This window comes from Tessaracoccus pujii (assembly GCF_054483895.1).
Map to the genome: position 1 here is coordinate 2,387,508 of NZ_CM137012.1, position 18,202 is coordinate 2,405,709.

Annotated in this window: 12 protein-coding genes and 1 pseudogene; 11 read left to right on the top strand and 2 right to left on the bottom strand. The window is 69.7% G+C overall.

What is annotated here, in order from left to right; genetic code table 11:
- A complete protein-coding gene (locus ACX1D0_RS11450) occupies positions 1 to 1,764 on the bottom strand; it encodes a glycoside hydrolase family 3 protein (RefSeq protein WP_459018008.1) in 1,764 nt (587 codons plus the stop codon).
- Positions 1,765 to 1,940: 176 nt separating this feature from the next.
- Between ACX1D0_RS11450 and gnd the strand changes: the two are divergent.
- The 3 genes and pseudogenes from gnd to ACX1D0_RS11465 all read left to right on the top strand — a co-directional run.
- Positions 1,941 to 3,398 (top strand): annotated as a pseudogene (gene gnd, locus ACX1D0_RS11455) (NADP-dependent phosphogluconate dehydrogenase); the annotation flags it as partial.
- An 11-nt stretch (positions 3,399 to 3,409) separates the two neighbouring features.
- Complete coding sequence (locus ACX1D0_RS11460) at positions 3,410 to 4,483, top strand: PfkB family carbohydrate kinase (RefSeq protein ID WP_459018009.1); 1,074 nt, start codon at positions 3,410 to 3,412, stop codon at positions 4,481 to 4,483.
- Positions 4,484 to 4,568: 85 nt separating this feature from the next.
- Complete coding sequence (locus tag ACX1D0_RS11465; protein ID WP_459018010.1) at positions 4,569 to 5,876, top strand: lactate racemase domain-containing protein; 1,308 nt, start codon at positions 4,569 to 4,571, stop codon at positions 5,874 to 5,876.
- An 831-nt stretch (positions 5,877 to 6,707) separates the two neighbouring features.
- Here ACX1D0_RS11465 and ACX1D0_RS11470 read toward each other — a convergent pair.
- Entirely contained in the window at positions 6,708 to 8,162 is a 1,455-nt protein-coding gene (locus tag ACX1D0_RS11470; RefSeq protein ID WP_459018011.1) for an MFS transporter, read from the bottom strand.
- Positions 8,163 to 8,446: 284 nt separating this feature from the next.
- Here ACX1D0_RS11470 and uidA point away from each other — a divergent pair, with 284 nt between their 5' ends.
- Genes uidA through meaB form a run of 8 tightly spaced genes read left to right on the top strand, consistent with a single transcriptional unit; the run spans position 8,447 to position 18,177 of the window.
- A complete protein-coding gene (gene uidA / locus ACX1D0_RS11475; protein ID WP_459018012.1) occupies positions 8,447 to 10,231 on the top strand; it encodes a beta-glucuronidase in 1,785 nt (594 codons plus the stop codon).
- A 5-nt stretch (positions 10,232 to 10,236) separates the two neighbouring features.
- Positions 10,237 to 11,151 carry an ATP-dependent sacrificial sulfur transferase LarE gene (larE, locus tag ACX1D0_RS11480; RefSeq protein ID WP_459018014.1) on the top strand — a complete coding sequence of 305 codons (915 nt, stop codon included), beginning with the start codon at positions 10,237 to 10,239 and terminating at the stop codon, positions 11,149 to 11,151.
- Positions 11,148 to 11,834, top strand: coding sequence for a nickel pincer cofactor biosynthesis protein LarB (larB, locus tag ACX1D0_RS11485; RefSeq protein WP_459018016.1), 687 nt, complete (start codon positions 11,148 to 11,150; stop codon positions 11,832 to 11,834). Before larE ends, larB begins: the two co-directional genes overlap by 4 nt.
- A complete protein-coding gene (gene larC / locus ACX1D0_RS11490) occupies positions 11,827 to 13,206 on the top strand; it encodes a nickel pincer cofactor biosynthesis protein LarC (RefSeq protein ID WP_459018018.1) in 1,380 nt (459 codons plus the stop codon). The genes larB and larC overlap by 8 nt, the downstream gene beginning before the upstream one ends.
- Entirely contained in the window at positions 13,199 to 14,257 is a 1,059-nt protein-coding gene (locus ACX1D0_RS11495; RefSeq protein WP_459018020.1) for a LacI family DNA-binding transcriptional regulator, read from the top strand. Before larC ends, ACX1D0_RS11495 begins: the two co-directional genes overlap by 8 nt.
- 7 nt (positions 14,258 to 14,264) lie before the next feature.
- Positions 14,265 to 15,686 (top strand): glucuronate isomerase, encoded by a 1,422-nt coding sequence (uxaC, locus tag ACX1D0_RS11500; RefSeq protein WP_459018022.1) that lies wholly within the window; start codon positions 14,265 to 14,267, stop codon positions 15,684 to 15,686.
- Entirely contained in the window at positions 15,683 to 17,107 is a 1,425-nt protein-coding gene (locus ACX1D0_RS11505; protein WP_459018024.1) for a mannitol dehydrogenase family protein, read from the top strand. The genes uxaC and ACX1D0_RS11505 overlap by 4 nt, the downstream gene beginning before the upstream one ends.
- A gap of 38 nt (positions 17,108 to 17,145) precedes the next feature.
- The gene (gene meaB, locus ACX1D0_RS11510; RefSeq protein WP_459018026.1) at positions 17,146 to 18,177 is read left to right on the top strand and encodes a methylmalonyl Co-A mutase-associated GTPase MeaB; all 1,032 of its coding nucleotides are present in this window, start codon (positions 17,146 to 17,148) and stop codon (positions 18,175 to 18,177) included.
- Positions 18,178 to 18,202 lie beyond the last annotated feature (25 nt).

The following is an 18,202-nucleotide window of genomic DNA, read 5'->3' on the forward strand; positions in this document are numbered from 1 at the left end:
TCAGATCCGGGAGTCGGGGAAGGGGAACATCTCGGTGGCCGAGACGCCCTTGAACTCGCTCTTGCCCTCCATCTTGTCCAGCAGGATGTCGAGGTTGAAGTCGTGGTCGTCGAAGGCGTTGATGAACGTCTTGACCTGCGGCATGTCGGCAAGCAGGTTGGGCGACGCCGTCGACACGAGGATGGTCGGCAGCTCGTGGACGTACCACGGCATGTCGAGGGTGCCCTTGGTGCCCGGCCAGTAGGGGCGCTCGACGGCCTGGCCCAGGCCGTTGACGTTGGCCACGGAGATGACCATGTCGTAGTTGTCGGTCAGGCCCGAGATCGGGGACTTGCCTGCATAGGCGTTCTGCAGGATCTCCTTGGTCTCCTCCGGCGACTTGCCCTTGATCTTGTCGAGTTGCGACTCGTAACGGTCGGCCTCGTAGCCGCGCTCGCGCAGCTTGGCGACGATCTTGTCGGCCGGGTGCTCGCCGGCCCCGCCCGCCATCATCGCGAAGGGGCTGGGCGCCGCGCCGATCGGCACCACCAGGATGCGCTTGAACTTGGTCGTCGAGATGGGCAGGTTCTCGGGCTGCTTGTGCTTGACCAGCGTGATGGCGTGGTCGGCGACCTCCTTGGCCATCTCCTTGGCCTCGGGGAGGCCGATGAGGGCCATGGCCACCTCCTTCGGGGGAAGAATGTCCTCGCGCTTCCGGGTGTGCAGGCCGAGCATGGCCTTGAGGCCGAGGATGCGGGTGAGTGCCTCATGAAGCCGCTCGTCGGAGAGCTTGCCGCTCTTCCAGCCCTCCATCATCCAGGTGAAGTCCTCGTCGGGATCGTTGAAGAACAGGAACAGGTCGCAGCCGGCCTCGATGGCGGTGGGCAGGATGTCGGAGCGCTTCATGGCGGCGGTGAGGCCCACCATGTGGCTCGCGTCGGTGACCACGACGCCGTTGAAGCCCAGCTTGCCGCGGAGCAGGTCGGTGTTGATCTCCTTCGACAGGGTGGCGGGGAGGATGTCCTCGTCAGTCATGTCGGGGTTGAAGTGCTTCTGGTACGCCGGCAGGGCGATGTGGCCGGTCATCAGCGACGGCAGGCCCGCGTCGATCAGGCCCTTGTACAGCCGGCCGAACGTGGCGTCCCACTCGTCGGTGGACAGGTAGTTGGGGGCGTGGGAGAGGTGCTGGTCGCGCTCGTCGATGCCATCGCCCGGCCAGTGCTTGGCTGCCGGCGCGATGCCGGACTCCTGGATGCCCTTCATGTAGGCGAGGCTCATCTCGAGGACGAGATCCACGTCGCCGCCGAAGGCGCGACGCGACACGATGGGGTTGCGCCAGTTGCGGTAGATGTCGACGATGGGCGCGAAGGACCAGTTGCAGCCCACCGCCGCAGCCTCGACGCCGGAGATGCGGCCCATCTCATAGGCGTACCTGGCGTCCTGGGTGTTGCCGATCTTGGCCTCCCAGCCGACGTAGGTGCCGTCGGTGGCCGCGCCGTTGCCGCCGGCCTCGGTGTTCGCCGCGATCAGCATGGGGATCTTGGACTTGGTCTGCAGGATGTTGTTCTGCTCCCAGACCTCGTCCGCCTTGGCGGGGACGTAGCGCACCGCGCCGATGTGATACGTGTCGAGGACGCCGGTGAGGTACTCCTCGGTGCGCTGGGCGCCCATGTTGACGAAGAGCTGGCCGATCTTCTCCTCGTCGGTCATCTCCGCGATGGTGCTCTGCACCCAGCTGATCGCCTCGTCGTCGAGGTTGAAAGGCGTGGCCTTCAGGTCCACCATGATGCTGCTCCTTGCTCCGTTGCTGATGATGTAACCGTACGAGCGACAGGCCCTCGGACCACGTCAGTTGCCTTTAGTTGCCATGCCCGAGGTTTGCCCTGAGCAACAAGTGGCAACTTTTCCTGCAGCGTGTGTTCGCGGGGCCATCCTGAAGGGGCACACGACCCAAAGGAGCATCGATGGCACTCGCCACCCCAACCCCGTCCAGCGCTGACATCGGAGTCACCGGCATGGGGGTGATGGGCTCGAACCTGGCCCGCAACCTCGCCCGCAACGGCCACAAGGTGGCCATCCACAACCGCAGCGTCGCCAAGACCGAGGCCGTCATGGACGCCCACGGCACCGAAGGCGTCTTCGTCCCGGGGGCGACGATGGACGAGTTCGTCGCATCCCTCAGCAGCCCGCGCGTCGCGATCATCATGGTCCAGGCCGGCCCCGCGACCGACCTCGTCATCGAGGAGCTCGCCGCACGGATGGACGAGGGCGACATCATCGTCGACTGCGGCAACTCCCTGTTCTCCGACACGCGCCGCCGGGAGGCCGCGCTCCGCGAGCGGGGTCTGCACTTCGTGGGCGCCGGCGTCTCCGGCGGTGAGGAGGGCGCCCTCTGGGGTCCCTCGATCATGCCCGGTGGCTCCGTCGAGTCCTACAAGCGCCTCGGCCCCATGTTCGAGTCCATCTCCGCGGTCGTCGACGGCGAACCCTGCTGCACCCACGTCGGCCCCGACGGCGCCGGCCACTTCGTCAAGATGGTCCACAACGGCATCGAATACGCCGACATGCAGGTGATCGGCGAGGCCTACGACCTGCTGCGCCGCGCGCTCGGCCTGACGCCCGCCGAGGTCGCCGACATCTTCGCCGAGTGGAACAAGGGCGACCTGGACTCCTACCTCATGGAGGTCAGCGTCGAGGTGCTGCGCCACACGGACGCCACCACCGGCCAGCCCCTCGTCGACATCATCGTCGACCGCGCGGGCCAGAAGGGCACCGGCTCCTGGACCGTCCAGACCGCCCTCGACCTCGGCGTCCCGGTCACCGGCATCGGCGAGGCCACCTTCGCCCGCGGACTCTCCTCGTCCGTCGAGCAGCGGCTCGCCGCCCGCAACTTCGACGGCCAGGCCGCAGCCTGGGACGTGACGGATCGCGACGCCTTCATCGAGGACGTGCGGCTGGCGCTGTACGCGTCGAAGCTCGTGGCCTACTCCCAGGGCTTCAACATGATCCAGGCCGCCGCCGCGACCTACGGCTGGGACATCAACCTGGGCGAGCTTGCGCGCATCTGGCGCGGGGGCTGCATCATCCGCGCCCAGTTCCTCGGCGAGATCACCCGCGCCTACACCTCCGCACCGGAACTGCCGCTGCTCATCGGCGACGGGTACTTCTACGACAAGATCGTCGCAGCCCTCCCGTCGTGGCGTCGCGTCGTCAGCCAGTCGGCGCTGCACGGCGTCCCGGCACCGGTGTTCTCGTCGTCGCTTTCCTACTACGACGGTGTCCGCGCCGATCGCCTCCCCGCCGCCCTCATTCAGGGTCAGCGCGACTTCTTCGGCGCTCACACCTACCGCCGGATCGACCTCGACGGCTCCTTCCACACCCTCTGGGCCGCCGACGGCCGCCCCGAGGTCGAGGCCTGAGGCGCGGGATCATGAAACTCCGTGACGATGCGCAGTGGGCCCTCGTGGTGCCCACGTCCATGGGGGTGCGACTCACGCCGGTGAACCGGCAGAGCGTGCACACCTCCCGGGAGTTCACGCTCCAGGCCACCTCGGCCGAGACCAACGTGGCGTCGGTGGTGTCCTACCTCGGCCTGCCCGTCAAGGTGCTCACCAACTTCGTCGAGGGATCGCCCATCTCGGCGTTCATCAAGGCGGACCTCCGGGGTCGCGGCATGGCGTTCGAGGGTCCCGACGTGCCGCAGGGCGACGCCTGGGGCTACCGGCACCAGTTCAACATCGCCGACTCGGGCTTCGGGGGTCGCGGCCCGCGGGTCTGGAACGACCGCGCGGGCGAGGTGGGGCTGACCCTGTCGGCCGACGATTACGATCTCGACACGCTGTTCGCCACGGAGGGCGTGAAGATCCTGCACCTTTCGGGGTTGGTCGCCGCCCTGTCGGAGCAGACCGCGAAGTTCTGCGTCGAGGTGGCCCGCAAGGCCAAGGCGCACGGCACCGCCATCAGCTTCGACCTCAACTACCGGGCGTCCTTCTGGAAGGGCCGCGAGCAGGAATTGCGGTCGACCTTCACCGAGATCGCCGGGCTCTGCGACATCCTCTACGGCAACGAGGAGGACTTCCAGCTATGCCTGGGCATCCCAGGGCCAGAGGCCGGCGGTGAGGCCATCGGGGCCAAGATCGACAGCTTCAAGGAGATGATCGGGCGCATTCGCCAGACGTACCCCCAGGCCTCCTACGTCGGCACCTCGCTGCGCGAGGTGGTCTCGGCCAACCGCCACGAGTGGGGCATGGTGCTGTGGGGCGACGGCGACTTCCATGTCGCCGAACTCCGCGATATCGACGTCATCGACCGCATCGGCGGCGGCGACGGCTCCGTCGGCGGCGTGCTGTACGGCATCCTCAAGGGTTGGCCCGCCGAGAAGTGCATGCAGTTCGGGTGGGCGACCGGGGCGCTGGCCGCCACGTCGCTCAACGACTACGCCGCACCGGCCGACGAGGAGCAGGTCTGGTCCATCTGGTCCGGCAACGCGCGCGTGAAGCGCTGACCGCTCCACCGTTCCGCCACTTCCCCCGGGCCCTCCTCTACGGGCCCGGGGGATTTCCCCATTCACGAGAGTTAGGCTGATCATCATGATGAACCTGTACCCGGGCGTCGCGCCGGCCGCCACCGTCGGCGGGCCTGAGACGACCCTCACGGAGGAGCAGATCCGGCGCTTCGTCGCCGACGCCGTCGGCGCTTACGACGTCGCGGGCAAGCGGATCACCCTCGTGGTCCCAGACGGCACCCGCCACGCGCCGGTGGCGATGCTGGCGCACCTCGTCCGCGACGCCCTCGGCACCCGCCCAAGCTCCGTCCGCGTCGTCATCGCCCTCGGCACGCACGATTACATGTCCGAGGAGGCGATCGCGGCGCTGATGGGCTACGAGCCCGGCCACTTCGCCGACGAGTACCCCGGTTGGGAGATCCACAACCACGACTGGCGCAACGACGAGACGTTCGCGGATCTCGGCACCATCGACGCCGCCCGCATCGGGGAGCTGACCGACGGACGGCTGACGGACCGGGCCATGACGGTGCTGGTCAACAGGATGGTCGTCGACACCGACATCTCGCTGGTCCTGGGCCCGGTGCTGCCGCACGAGGTCGTCGGCATCTCCGGCGGCAACAAGTACTTCTTCCCTGGCCTCTCGGGACACGACGTGATCGACATGTCGCACTGGGTGGGGGCACTCATCACGAGCTTCGAGATGATCGGCAGCGTCGGCATCACGCCGGTGCGCCAGATGATCGACGCCGCCGCCGCGCTCATCCCGTCGACGAAGCTGCTCCTCGGGATGATCGTCAAGCCCGGCTCCGACGATCTGCAGTTCCTGTCGTTCGGCGACACACGCACGTCGTGGGAGGCGTGCGCACAGGTGTCGAGCCAGGTGCACGTCAAGTACGTGCCCAAGGCCTACAAGCGGGTGGTGTCGGTCATTCCGACGATGTACGAGGACATGTGGACGGGGGCGAAGGGCTTCTACAAGATGGAGCCGGTCGTCGCCGACGGCGGCGAGCTGATCATCTACGCGCCGCACATCAAGCACGTCTCCGTGATGCACCCGGGGATCGAGGAGATCGGCTACCACAACCGGCAGTACTTCGTCGGTCAGTGGGAGCGATTCAAGGATCACCCGTGGGGTGAGCTGGCGCACTCCACCCACCTGCGCGGGCTCGGCGACTACGACCCGGACACGGGCGTCGAGACCAATCGCGTGACGGTGACGCTGGCGACGGGGATCCCACGCGAGGTCGTCGAGAGCATCAACCTGAACTACCTGGATCCGGCGGAGGTGGACCTGGCCGCAATGGAGGCGGACCCGGACACCCTCGTGGTGCCCAACGCCGGCGAACTGCTGCACCGCACTGAGGCACAGCGCCACCGTCTCCCCGCCTGACGACGACCGCCTGCCGGCAGGCACAACCGGGCGTTCCCCCTCGTCCCTGGGGCCACTGCGCCGCAAGGACGAGGGGTCCTGGATGGTCTGCCGCCACTCACTTGAGCCGGATCTGAGTCTCGCGGGAGTTGGATCGATCGAATCCTTCCAACTCAGCCTTGAGCCTCGGATCCGGCTCGTGCGCCTTTGCCGAGAGCCGTGTCCGGCTCAACTCAGTCCCCCGAGAGCCGTGTCCGGCTCAATCCCCTACCCGGCCACGATCCCCGGTCGATCGGTTGTCGGGACTCGACGAACGACCTGAGCGCGGAGATCGGCAGGGCGGCTTCGCGCACTGATGCCCAGCCCTCCGAACGCGCTGAGGGCGGGGATCGGCGGGGCGGCTCGGCGCACTAATGCCCAGCCCTCCGAACGCGCTGAGGGCGGGGATCGGCGGGGCGGCTCGGCGCACTGATGCCCAGCCCGACGATCACCCCACTGGCCTCCCGCCTGCACATACCCGAGCCAGGGCCGCCCCGCCGACACCCGCCCGGACCTGGCCACGTCACCGGTGACCAGTGCGGGGAGCGGTGAGCCGAGTCCCGGGCGGCCTCACCCACCCGCGCGACGCGAGGGTCGACACCGGTCAGGGACCCGGACAGAGCGGCCGCCCGGGACTCGGCTCACGGCTCCCCGCACCATCGAGAGGCGCATCGCCCCCGGCGGGGCGGACGGGGCATCGCCCCCGACGGGGTGGACGACAGAACGGCCCCCGACGGGGTGGACGACAGAACGGCCCCCGCCGGAGCGGGGGCCGTTCGTTTCCTGGATGAGCCCCGAGGGGTCGTGTCCGGCTCAGACGGTGGCGGCAGCCTCCGCCTCGGCGCGACGACGCTTGAGCTCGGCGATGTTGGAGGCGACAGCCTCCTTGCCCAGCGGGTAGACGAGCCAGAGGGCGAGACCGCAGGCCAGGTACATGAAGCCCGGCAGCAGTGTCGACAGCATCCAGATGCCCTGGATGGTCTCGGGGCTCTGGGTGACGGACTCGCCGGCCGTCGTGGCCGTCTGGTAGCCGATCCAGCCGAGCGCCATGGATCCGAGGCCACCGGCGAGGGCCTGACCGAACTTGCGGGACCACGAGTACACGGCGTAGACGACGCCGTCGTTACGGGAACCGGTCTTGACCTCCTGCTGGTCGATCACGTCGGTGATGAACGCCCAGACGAGGACGTTGAACAGGCCCAGGCCGATCACCGCGAACCCGAAGATGAGCAGGAAGGCGAAGGGCGAGGTGCGGAGGTCCACGAAGTACAGGGAGATGTGGAGCACGCCGCAGAGCAGCACTCCGATGACGCCGATCTCCTTCTTGCCGAACCGACGGGCCAGCGCCGGGGCGAAGGCGGCCAGCGCGAGGGCCGGGGCGAACGACAGGATCTGGCCGATCGAGGCAAGCTCGCCGCGCTCGAAGTACTCGAGCCACAGGAAGGAGCTCACCGAGCCGGCGAACAGCGAGGCGAACAGCAGCATGATGGCCGCGAGGATCAGCCCGCCGAGGGCGCGGTTGGTGAACAGGCCCTTGACGATGGCGCCGGCGCCGCCGCCCTCACCCTTGGGCTTCGCCTCGACGACGACGCGCTCCTGGACGTTGACGTAGCAGAGGGCGTAGCAGACGACCGCGAGGACGCCGAACACGACGGCGATGATCGGGAACCGGCCCGTGAGGATCTCCTTGCCCTGGAACGCGATGAGCGGGACGGTCAGGGAGATGACGATGCCGGCGAGCGAGGCGCCCATCGAACGGAACACGGAGAGCTGCGCGCGGTCGTCGGCCTCCGGCGAGATGGCCGACGCCATCGAGCCGTAGGGGATGTTGATCATGGTGTAGAAGACCGAGCCCCAGAGGAAGTAGGTGACCCACATCCACGCGATCTTGGCGCCCATCTGCGCCTCGCCGACGGGGAGGAACCAGTACATGGCGAAGATGGCGACCATGGCCAGCGACACCGGGATGGCGCCACGGAGGAGCCAGGGGCGGAATCGGCCGGCCGCGGTGGGCTTCGAGCGGTCGACGATGATGCCCATGCCGACGTCGGTGAAGGCGTCGACGAAACGGGCGACCAGGAAGACCAGGCCGACGGCGATCGGGTCGATGCCCATGCCCTTGATGAAGAAGGCGCCGAGGAAGAAGGCGGACATCATGAAGGTGAAGTCGTTTCCGAAGTCACCGAACATGTAGCCGATCTTGTCGCGCCAACCGAACGGACGAATGGCCTTGACCGCCCGGGTGGGGGTCTCGAGGTGTGTTGACATTACGTCTCCTTTGACTGGGCGGCTTCGACGCCGCCTTGCTTGTTCAGTCAGGCCCTCGATGTGTTGCCGATTCGCCTGAGCTAGTGGAACAAATGTGCCACCGGCGACCTCGGAGGCATCAAAGTTGCCGCTTCTTGCCATGCTGCACGGCGCCCTCCGCGCTCCGGCGCCATGAGTGTCAAGGACCCACGGCAACTTATGGCAATTCAGGATCCGCAAACCAGGCAACATGATGCAATAACTGGCACAGCCGCACTGACGCACCGCCTCGCAAAGGAGCAAGCATGCTGGGAGCCCGCACCTCACCGACCCGGTCCATCACCACGCTCGACGGCGTGTGGGACTTCCAGGCAGACACTGCCAACGAGGGCCGGAACCAGCGGTGGTTCGCCGGCGCGTTGGCCGACCCGCGGCCCATGCCCGTGCCTGCCTCCTACAACGACGTGACCACCGACACCGCGCTCCACGACCATGTAGGCGTCGTCTGGTACCAGCGAAGCGTCACCGTCCCCCGCGTCGCCGACGGCGAGCGTCTCCTCCTCCGGTTCGGCGCCGCGACACACGAGGCCACCGCCTGGGTCGACGACGCCGAGGTCGTCAGCCACGTCGGCGGCTACCTCCCCTTCGAAGCGGACGTGACGGACCTGGTCGCGCCCGGCGACTCGTTCCGGCTCACGGTCGCCGTCGACAACCGCCTCACCTGGCAATCCATCCCCCCAGGCTTCGTCAAGACCGACGCGCTGGGCCGCGAGAAGCAGTACTACTTCCACGACTTCTACAACTACGCGGGCCTGCACCGCTCCGTGCTGCTCTACACGCGGCCCGCCGTCGCTGTCACGGACGTCACGATCGTCACCGACATCGACGGCGCCGACGGCATCGTGAAGTACGACGTGACGGCAGACGGAGCGAGCACCGTCTCCGTGCGCGTGCTGGACGCAACCGGCACCGAGGTGGCCAGCGCCGAGGGCGCCACCGGTCAGCTCGCCGTCGCCGACGCCAACCTGTGGGAGCCCGGGCGCGGCTACCTCTACACCCTCGAGGTCCGTGCCGACCAGGACGTGTACCCCCAGCCGTTCGGCATCCGCACCGTCGAGGTCAAGGACTCGCAGTTCCTCATCAACGGCAAGCCCTTCTACTTCCGCGGCTACGGCCGCCACGAGGACAACCTGTCCCGCGGCAAGGGCCACGACAACGTGCTCATGGTCCACGACTTCGAGCTCATGACATGGCAGGGCGCCAACTCGTTCCGCACCTCGCACTACCCCTACGCGGAAGAGGTCATGGACTACGCGGACCGCCAGGGATTCGTCGTCATCGACGAGACCGCCGCCGTGGGCCTCAACGCGGGCATCACCGGCGGCATCTTCGGCGACGACACCCCTCGCTCCACCTTCAGCCCGAACACCGTCAACGACGAGACCCAGCGGGTCCACGCGGACCACATCCGCGAGCTGATCGCCCGCGACAAGAACCACCCCAGCGTCGTGCTGTGGTCGATCGCCAACGAGCCGGAGACCTTCACCGACGCAGGCCGCACCTACTTCGAGCCACTCGTCGCCGCCGCCCGCGAGGCCGACCCCACCCGCCCGGTGGGCTACGTCAACGTGCAGCTCTCCACCCCGGACAAGGAGAAGGTGGCCGACCTCTACGACGTCGTCATGCTCAACCGCTACTACGGCTGGTACTGGGACAACGGCGACGTGCCCCTGGCCGAGGCGCACCTGCGCGCCGAGATCGATGCCTGGATCGAGCTGGCCCCTGGCAAGCCCATCATCTTCACCGAGTACGGACCCGACACGCTGAGCGGGCTGCGCGACTTCCACCATCGCCCCTGGTCCGAGGAGTTCCAGACGGACCTGCTTGGCATGTACCACCGCGTGTTCGACGACTACCGCGAGGTGGCGGGCGAGCAGATGTGGAACTTCGCGGACTTCCAGACCACTCCGGGCATCATGCGCGTGGGCGGCAACAAGAAGGGCATGTTCACCCGCGACCGACTGCCCAAGGCTGCCGCCTATTCCGTGCGTGAGCGCTGGCTGCGCCTGCGCGACGAGCAGGGGCGCTGACGGCCATGTCCTCCCATCGCGCAGCGTGGCTGGCGGAGCAGATGCGGGTGGATCTGCACGGCGAGCTGCCGGCAGACCTGGAACTGATCGCGACGCTCGTCGCGGCCGACCTCCTGCTGCACTCGGGTGAGTGCCCGCGGGTCGGCGTCGCATACTCCGGAGGCGTCGATTCGGCGGTCCTGGCGGCGCTCACCGCCCGAGCCGTCGGGGAGGCCAACACAGTGCTGCTGCTCGGCGTCTCGCCGTCGCTGGCCCGCCGCGAGCGGCGCCTCGCCCACCACCAGGCCGATCAACTGGGCCTGCAGGTGATCGAGGTGGCCACCCACGAGCTCGAGAACCCGTCCTACAGCGCCAACCCGGTGGACCGCTGCTACTTCTGCAAGGACGAGTTGTTCACCCGTCTGGACGCCCGAGTGGTGGCCGAACTCGGCCTCGACGTCGTGGCCTACGGCGAGAACGCCGACGACGCCGGGCGGCCCGACCGCCCCGGCAGCCGGGCGGCCCGGGAACATCACGTCCGGCACCCCCTGTCCACGGCGGGCGCCACCAAGGCCGACGTCCGCGCCATCGCCGCGCACCTGGGCCTCCAGGCGGCCGCGAAGCCCGCCTCGCCCTGCCTCGCCAGCCGGATACCGCACGGCCAGGAGGTCACGGCGGAGAAGCTCGCCGCCATCGACGCGGCAGAAGACGCGGTGCTCGCTGCGGGGTTCACAGACTGCCGCGTCCGCCACCACGGCGACACGGCGCGGATCGAGGTGCCGACACCGGAGTTCGCTCTCCTGGCCGACGACCACCGCCGCAGCGCGCTCCTGGCAGCCGTGCGGGCCGCCGGATTCCGGCACGCCACCCTCGATCTCGCCGGCATCCAGTCCGGCGCCTTCACCCTCCAGCTGCTGACTGCCAGGCCGGAGGCGCTGTGAGCGACATCGCCACCCTGGACTTCGGCCGTTTCGCCCGCCGCGGCTACGCAGAGGCGGTCTTCTGCCTCGGTAAGACCGCGCACCAGTGCGGTGTCATCGCCCGGATGTGGCGCGAGCGCGCCGCCGCCGGCGAGGAACCGATCGGCGCCGTCCTCTTCACCCGCGCCACCCGGGACCAGGCCGACGCCATCAGGGCCGAGCTTCCCGACGCCCTCTACGACGCCACGGCCGCGCTGCTGGCGTGGCCCGCCGATCCGCCCACACCGTCGGGGGGCCGGGTCGTGGTCGCCTGCGCGGGCACCTCGGATCTCCCCGTCGCCCGGGAGGCCGCGCTGACGGCCCGACACCTCGGCCGCGAGGTGCTGGAGATCGTCGACGTCGGCGTCGCCGGCCTCACCCGCATCCTCGACCGCCTCGACGACCTTCGTGACGCGGACGTCATCGTCGTGGTGGCCGGGATGGACGGGGCGCTCGTGCCGGTCGTCGCCGGGCTGGTGTCCTGCCCCGTCGTCGCCGTCCCGACCTCCGTGGGATACGGCGCCAGCTTCAACGGTGTCGCGGCGCTCCTCACCATGCTCAACACCTGCGCCCCCGGCGTCGGGGTGGTCAACATCGACAACGGCTACGGGGCCGGCCACCTCGCCGCCCAGATCTCCGCCCCCCGGAAGGACCGCCATGCATGACATCATCACCGGCGGCCATCACCAGCACGAGCGCCTGACCACCGCCGACGGCCAGCTGGTTGAGGCGGGCCTCCGCATCGAGCCCGCGGGTATCTGGCGTGACGACGTCACCGCCCCCAGGACCCTCTGGATCGACGCGAGCCAGGGCGCGTCGGGCGACATGCTGCTGGCCGCGCTCCTCGACGCCGGCGCCGACGCCGGGTCGGTGGCCGCCGTCCTGAATCTGGTGGCCCCGGGCGCGCTGCATCTTCGGTCGCGACGCCTGCACCGCGGCCCGTTCGCCGCTCACAAGGTCGATGTGATCGCTGACGAGACCAACCCTCCCGCACGACATCTCCGCGACATCGAGGCCATGCTGGACGTGCCGGGCATGCCCGCCACGACGCTCCGGCTCGCCACCTCGGCGTTCCGCTCGCTCGCGCGGGCCGAGGCCGCCGTCCACGGCACCGATCCCGAAGCCGTCCACTTCCACGAGGTGGGCGCGCTGGACTCGATCGGGGACATCGTCGGCGTGTGTGAGGCGTTCCGCACCCTGGGCGTCGAGCACGCCACCAGTTCCGTCGTGGCGGTCGGAGCCGGCACCGTCCACACGCAGCACGGGCTGCTCACCGTCCCGCCACCAGCGGTGATCGAGCTCGCCGTGGGCTGGGAGGTGGAGGCGGGCGGACCGGTCGACGTGGGCGAGCTCTGCACCCCCACCGGCATGACCCTCATCCGTACCCTCTGCGACGGTGTCGGCCAGCTGCCGACGATGTCCGTCCAGAGCGTGGGTGTGGGCACCGGCAGCCGTGCCCGAGCCGACCGTCCGGGCGTCCTGCGCGTCGTCGTCGGCACCACAACCGCCCAGGCCGGCCCCCAGGGGGCCCGCGACTCCACTCCCCACGAGGTGTGCGAGGTCAGCGCCAACATCGACGACCTGGACCCGCGGGTCTGGCCAGCGGTGCTCGACCGCCTGCTCGACGCCGGCTCCGTCGACGCCTGGCTCACGCCGATCACGATGAAGCGCGGCCGACCCGCCCACACCGTCGCGGCCCTGGTGCCGCCGGCGGCCGTCGACGCCGTGGTGGATGCGCTCATCACCCACACCTCGACCATCGGGGTGCGGGTCTCGCCCCCGTGGCGCCGCCGGACCCTGAGCCGCACCTGGCGGACGGTCGAGGTGGACGGCGTCGAGGTGCGGATCAAGGTCGCCGGCGACGGCGCGGATTCGCCCATCCGCCAGGCCACCGCCGAGTTCGTCGACGTCGAGGAACTGGCCCGACAGCTGGGATGCGCGCAGCGCGTCGCCCTCACCCTCGCCCAGGGCGCGGCCTGGCGGGCCGGTCTCTTCCCAGGGGCGCCGTGGCCCGGCGAGGAGGCGACCGATGACTGAACAAGGCACCCCCAAGCGCCGCAAGCGCGTCACGATCTACGACGTGGCCAAGGAGGCCGGCGTGGCACCGTCGACCGTCTCGCGCGCCTTCGCCCGTCCCGGCCGCGTCAACTCGGAGACGGGTCTGCGCATCCATGAGGCCGCAGCCCGGCTCGGGTACCGCGTCGACCCGATCGCACGTCCCGACGGGCTCACCCGGAGCACGAAACTGCTCGCCTTCGTCGTCGCCGACGTGACCAATCCCGTCTATGCCCACATCATGAAGGGCTTCCAGCAGGAAGCCGCGGCCCACGGGCACACCGTCCTCCTCATCGACTCGCAGGAGGACGGCCAGACGGAGAACCGGCTGATCCACAGCGTCCTGCACCTGGTCGACGGCGTGGCCCTCACCTCGTCGCGGCTGAGCGACTCGGCGATCACGCAGATCGTCAAGGTCACCCCGGTCGTGGCCGTCAATCGCACCATCGCCGGGCTGCCGTCGATCATTCCCGACACCGCCCGCGGGATGCGACGCGCCGTCGAGCATCTCGCAACGCTCGGCCACCGCCACCTCACCTACCTCTCGGGACCGGCTGCGTCCTGGGCCGACGGCGCCCGATGGCGCGCGGTGTCCGAGGCGTGCCACGAGCTGAGCCTGCACCTGCGGCGCATCGGCCCCAACGCACCGTCGATCCACGGCGGATTCGCCGCGGGCCGCACCTGGCAGGAGCATCCCACCACCGGGGTGATCGCCTTCAACGACATCATGGCCATCGGATTCATGAAGCAGGTGCAGGGCGCCGGCTACCGCGTGCCCGACGACGTGTCGGTGATCGGCGTGGACAACTCCATCTCATCGGTGCTCACCACACCCACCCTCACCACAGTCTCCCCCTCGACGAGCCTGATCGGCGCCCGCGCCGCGCGGGCACTCATCACCCAACTCCGCCATCGGAGCACTCCGAGCGCCGAAACCATCGTGACCCCCATGGAGCTGCTGGTGCGCGAAAGCGTCGGGCCGCCTCCTTCCAAGACCCTCACCGCCATCCACCCGACTCCAAAAGACAAGTGAGACACCGATGTCCCCCACCGCACTCAACCCCCACCCGGACCGGCTCCTGCCGGCTGATCCGGGAACCCGGGCGATCGCACGCGAGCTGTACGCGCAGGTGGCCGACCTGCCCATCATCTCCCCCCACGGCCACGTGCCGGCGGAGTGGCTGGCCGACGACGAGCCCTTCAGCGACCCGACCACTCTCCTGCTCACCCCGGACCACTACACCAACCGGATGCTGCACAGCGCAGCCGGCGTGGACCTGGCCGACCTGGGCGTCCCCGTCGGCACACCCCTCTCCGAGTCGCAGGCCCGGGCTGCCTTCCGCAAGCTGTGCGAGAACTGGACCGTCCTGCGCGGCACCCCCGTGCAGTTCTGGTTCGAGTCCGAGTTCCACGACGTGTTCGGCGTCACCGTGCGGCCGTCGGCGGAGACGGCCGATCAGATCTACGACCAGATCGCCGACAGCCTGACCCGCGACGAGTTCCGCCCGCGCGCCCTCTACCAGCGCTTCAACATCGAGGCGATGGCCACCACCGACGACCCGTGTTCGGACCTGTCCGCCCACGCGAAGCTCGCGGCCGATCCCACCTGGACCGGCCGGGTGGTGCCCACCTTCCGGCCCGACGCCTACCTCGAGTCCGCCCGGCCCGGCTGGCGAGCCCTGACGGCCGACCTCGCCCGGGTGACGGACGTCGACATCGCCGACTACGCCTCGCACGTCGAGGCGATGCGCGTGCGCCGCCAGTTCTTCAAGGACAACGGCGCCGTGTCCACCGACCACTCCCACGCTGATGCCGGCACCGCGCGACTCACCGACGCGCGCGCCGAGACCCTGTTCCAGCAGGCCCTGTCCGGCACCATCGCCCCCGCCGACGCGGACGCGCTGCGTCGCCACATGATCAATGACCAGGCGCGCCTCGCGTGCGACGACGGCCTGGTGATGACCCTGCACCCCGGGGTGCACCGCAACCACGACACCGCCACGCAGGCCCGCTTCGGCGCCGACGTGGGCGGCGACGTGCCCTACGGCCTCGAGTTCACCCGCGCCCTGCAGCCGATGCTGGACGCCTACGGAAACGCCGACGGCTTCCACCTGGTGGTCTTCACCATGGACGAGACGGTCTACTCCCGCGAGCTCGCGCCGCTGGCCGGGTGGTACCGCGGAATGTACGTTGGGGCGCCATGGTGGTTCATCGACGAGGCCGACGCCATCATGCGCTACCGGCGCAGCGTCACCGGCTACGCCGGCTTCACCAAGACGTCGGGCTTCATCGACGACACCCGCGCCTACTGCTCCATCCCAGCACGCCACGACGTGGCCCGCCGCGTCGACTCCGCCTTCCTCGCCACCCTCGTCGCCGAGCACCGGCTCGCCATGGACGAGGCCGTCGAGACGGCCATCGACCTCGTATCCACCCAGCCCAGGAAAGTGTTCAAGCTGTGACCACCACCACGCCCCTCACCCGCGCCGGCTTCGGCCGCCCCGCCGCCCCCGTCCGCATGGTCCACCTGGGCCTCGGCAACTTCACCCGCGCCCATCAGGCCTGGTACACCGAGCACGCCTCGGACGCCGACCAGTGGGGCATCGCGGCGTTCACCGGCCGTCGCCCCGTCATGTCCGACCTGCTGACCCCCCAGGACGGTCTCTACACCCTCATCACCAAGGGCGCCCACGGCGATACCTTCGAGGTGATCTCGTCGATCTCCCGCGTGCATCCGGCCTCGGACTTCGCGGCGCTGATCGGCTACTTCGCGTCGCCGGACCTCGCCGTCGTCACCTCGACAGTCACGGAGGCGGGCTACCACCGGATCGCCGACGGGCACCTCGACGCCGACGACCCGGCGGTCGCGGCCGACCTCGCGACCCTGCGGGACCTGGTGGCCGGCGGCGACGTGAGCCCGGACCGGATCGCCCGGGCCACGGTGTCGACCGTGCCGGCGCGCATCCTGGCCGGGCTGCTCGCCCGCCGGGCCGCCGGCTCCGGCGCGATGACGATCCTCCCCTGCGACAACATCCCGGACAACGGCACGGCCTTCGCCACCGTCGTCACGGAGGCCGCAGCCCTGGTCGACCCCACGCTGGTGGGATGGATGACCGACAACGTGGCGTGGGCCACCTCGATGGTGGACCGCATCACCCCGGCCACCACCCCAGAGGAACTGGCGGCCGTCTCCGCGACGCAGGGCTACGTCGACGCGTCGCCCGTGCCCACGGAGCCGTTCAGCGAGTGGGTGATCAGCGGGCAGTTCCCGGCCGGCCGGCCGGACTGGGAGTCCGCTGGAGCCCAGATCGTCGAGCACGTGGAACCGTACGAGCAGCGCAAGTTGTGGATGCTCAACGGGTCGCACTCGCTGCTGGCCTACGCCGGGCCCATCCTCGGCGTGGAGACCGTCTCGGAGGCCATCGCGCACCCGACGCTGCGCGCGTGGGTCGAGCAGTGGTGGGCCGAGGCCGGCCAGGGTCTGAGCGTCCCGTGGGAGGCGTACGCCCAGGCGCTGCTGGAGCGCTACGAGAACCCCAACATCCGGCACCTGCTCGCGCAGATCGCCAGCGACGGCTCCCTCAAGCTCCCGGTGCGCATCGTGCCCACCGTGGCCGCCTTCCGGGCCCGCGGCGAGATGCCTGCGGCGGCCGTGCGCGCAGTGGCCGCCTGGCTACTGCACCTCCGTGGGCACGGGGCGCCGGTGCGCGACGCCGCCGGGGAGCGCCTGACCGGTCTCGTGGGTGAGGATCTGGTGGCCGACGCGGCTCGCGTCGTGGCCTTCCTCGAGCCCGAACTCGCCGGCGACCAGCCGCTCCACCTCGCCGTCGCGGTGGCAGCGGAGGAGATCCTGGAACTGGAGGGAAACGCCAACCAGGGCTGACGGCCCCACCGCTACCGGCGACGGTAGGGTCTTGAGCCATGCGGAAGGTGACACCCGAGGAGCTGGCGGACCGGATCGTGGCGGGGTCGCGTGGGCACATCGCCCGCGCGATCACGCTCGTGGAGTCCACCCACCCCGCGCACCGGGACCAGGCGCACCGGCTGCTGCAACGGATCGCGCCACTGACCGGCAACGCGTTCAGGGTGGGCATCTCCGGCGTCCCCGGAGCAGGCAAGTCCACCTTCGTCGACGCCATGGGCGTCAAGCTGATCGACGAGCGGCACCACAAGGTGGCCGTGCTCGCGGTGGACCCGTCGTCGTCGCGCACGGGCGGCTCCATCCTCGGCGACCGCACCCGCATGGCGGAGCTGGCCGCCCGTGAGGACGCCTTCATCCGGCCCTCGCCGTCGGGCGGGCACCTCGGCGGGGTGGCGCGCGCCACCCGCGAATCGATGCTGGTACTGGAGGCCGCCGGCTACAACGTCATCCTCGTGGAGACCGTGGGCGTGGGCCAGTCCGAGGTGGCGGTCGCGGGGATGGTGGACACCTTCCTCATGCTGCAGGTGGCCCGCACCGGCGATCAGCTGCAGGGCATCAAGCGCGGCATCCTGGAGCTGGCGGACGTGATCGCCATCACGAAGGCCGACGGCGACAACGAGCAGGCCGCCAGGGTCGCGGCCCGGGAGCTCAGCATCGCCATGAAACTGATCACCAGCGACACCAAGAAGCGACGCGCGCCGGTGCTGACCTGCTCGTCGTACACGGGCGCCGGCCTGGACGAGCTGTGGGACACCGTGGAGAAGCACCGCGCGGACCTGGAGGCCGAGGGGTCGCTGGCCGCCCGGCGCCTGGACCAGCAGCGCGACTGGCTGTGGAACATGGTCCAGGACGAACTGCTCGAGACCCTGCGGACGTCTCCGGAGATCCGGGCGGTCGCCCACGACGTCGAGGCGCAGCTCGCCGACGAGTCCTTGTCCGCGCTGGAGGGCTCCCAGGTGATCCTGCGCGCGTTCGCCGGCGCCGTGCGCACCTTCGCCTGGGCGCACGACGCGCATCGACGCGCCGTCTAGGGTTCAAGGGCCTGTCACGGGGCTG